This window comes from Sulfitobacter sp. HI0129, from assembly GCF_001635395.1.
In the GTDB taxonomy this organism is placed as follows: domain Bacteria; phylum Pseudomonadota; class Alphaproteobacteria; order Rhodobacterales; family Rhodobacteraceae; genus Sulfitobacter.
The window spans coordinates 1-1,754 of record NZ_LWGH01000512.1; the positions used below are offsets into that span (position 1 = coordinate 1).

Annotated in this window: 1 protein-coding gene and 1 pseudogene; one reads left to right on the forward strand and one right to left on the reverse strand. The window is 61.9% G+C overall.

Going from position 1 to position 1,754, the window contains the following annotated elements; translation table 11 throughout:
* A pseudogene (locus A3764_RS14000) lies at positions 1-208 on the forward strand (hypothetical protein); the annotation flags it as partial.
* A 103-nt stretch (positions 209-311) separates the two neighbouring features.
* On the opposite strand, the gene A3764_RS14005 reads toward A3764_RS14000, so the two are convergent.
* Positions 312-1,652: a S41 family peptidase gene (locus A3764_RS14005; protein WP_067926625.1), complete on the reverse strand. Its 1,341-nt coding sequence runs from the start codon at positions 1,650-1,652 to the stop codon at positions 312-314.
* Between the last annotated feature and the right edge of the window lie 102 nt (positions 1,653-1,754).

Here is a 1,754-nt window from a genome sequence, read left to right on the forward strand (position 1 = left end):
TTCCTTCCCCATCCCGTCGGATGCGATCTCCGACGGGGTGCAGACCCTGCTGATCCTCGACGACGCAAGCGGGGATACGCTGGCCCATGTGACGTTGATCATGGGCGAAGTGCTGGGGGATGACATCCGCGCCGAAACCGAATTGCTGCGTGCCGAGCTCGACATGCTGAAGCGCGCATTCCGCCGGCATTGCACCGAAACCGCCTGACAGGGTTTTGCGCCCTCCGGCATAAATCATCCGCCGTAACGTAAAGAACGCAGGCGATGCTCTCGCCTGCGTTCCTTTGTCTTCACTTCAGGTCCCTTGCCTATCAGTCCCGCGGACCGAGCGCCGACAGACCCTTGAGGATGTCGATGGCATAGGCCAACTGATAGTCCTCTTCGCGCAGTTGGGCGGCCTGTTCTGCCTTCTCGCGGTCTTCCTCGATCTGCTTGATCTGATCGTCCGACAGGCTGTCGTTGTTCAGGCTGCCGCGCAGGTCCGCTTCCGACCGCAGCGGCCGGGCGAGGCTTTCGTCCTCTTCCTCTTCATTGCCGGGCACCACCGGGGGCTGCGCCACAACGATATCGGGCGAAACGCCGAGTGCCTGGATCGAACGACCCGAGGGGGTGTAGTAGCGCGCCGTCGTCAGACGCATCGCCCCGTCGGAGCGCAGCGGCATGACCGTCTGCACCGACCCCTTGCCGAAGCTCTTGGTGCCCACCACGATGGCCCGGCGGTGATCCTGCAGCGCGCCCGCAACGATTTCGGACGCTGAGGCGGAGCCGCCGTTGATCAAAACCACGATGGGTTTGCCCTCTGCCAGATCGCCGGGTGTCGCGTTCACCCGGTCCCCGTCGGCGGGGTCGCGGCCCCGCGTGCTCACGATCTCACCTTCCTCAAGGAAAGCGTCGGAAACGGCGATTGCCTGGCTCAGCAAACCACCGGGATTGTTGCGCAGGTCAAGAACGATACCGTTGAGGTTCTCGATGCCGTCCGCGGCTTCGATCTGCTCCTCCAGCCCTTCCTTCAGCTTGGGGAAGGTCTGTTCGTTAAAGGTGGTCACACGCAGAACGGCGGATTTACCTTCCGTCCGTGCGCGCACGGCGGTCAACTGGATGGTGTCGCGCACGATGGTCACGTCAAAGGGTTCCTGTTCGCCCTCGCGGACGACGGTGATGACAATCTCCGACCCGACGGGGCCGCGCATCATCTCGACCGCATCGTCCAGCAGCAGGCCCAGAAGGCTTTCGCCATCGACATGGGTGATGAAATCCCCGGCTTCGATCCCGGCCTCTGCGGCGGGGGTGCCATCGATGGGGGAGACGACCTTCACAAAGCCGTCTTCCTGCGTGACCTCGATTCCCAGGCCGCCGAATTCACCGCGGGTCTGCTCGCGCATCTTCAGCGCGTCGCGGGGGGACAGGTAGCTGGAATGCGGGTCCAGCGATGTCAGCATGCCGTTGATTGCGGCTTCGATCAGATCGGCGGGGTCAACCTCTTCCACGTATTGGGCGCGGATACGTTCGAAGATGTCACCGAAGAGATCGAGCTGTTCGTAAACGTTGTTGATCTTGACGGATTCCTGCGCCAGCAACGGCCCGGCAATCTGCGTTGTGGCAATCACGCCGGCCAATGTGCCGCCGAGAGCCGCCATTACGAATTTCTTCATCTGCCTATTCATCCTTGTCGGTACGGAACCAATCCTGTGGATCCTGTGGAATGTTGTTTTGCCTGACCTCTATATAGAGCGTTTCGGAACGATCGGTGCCAG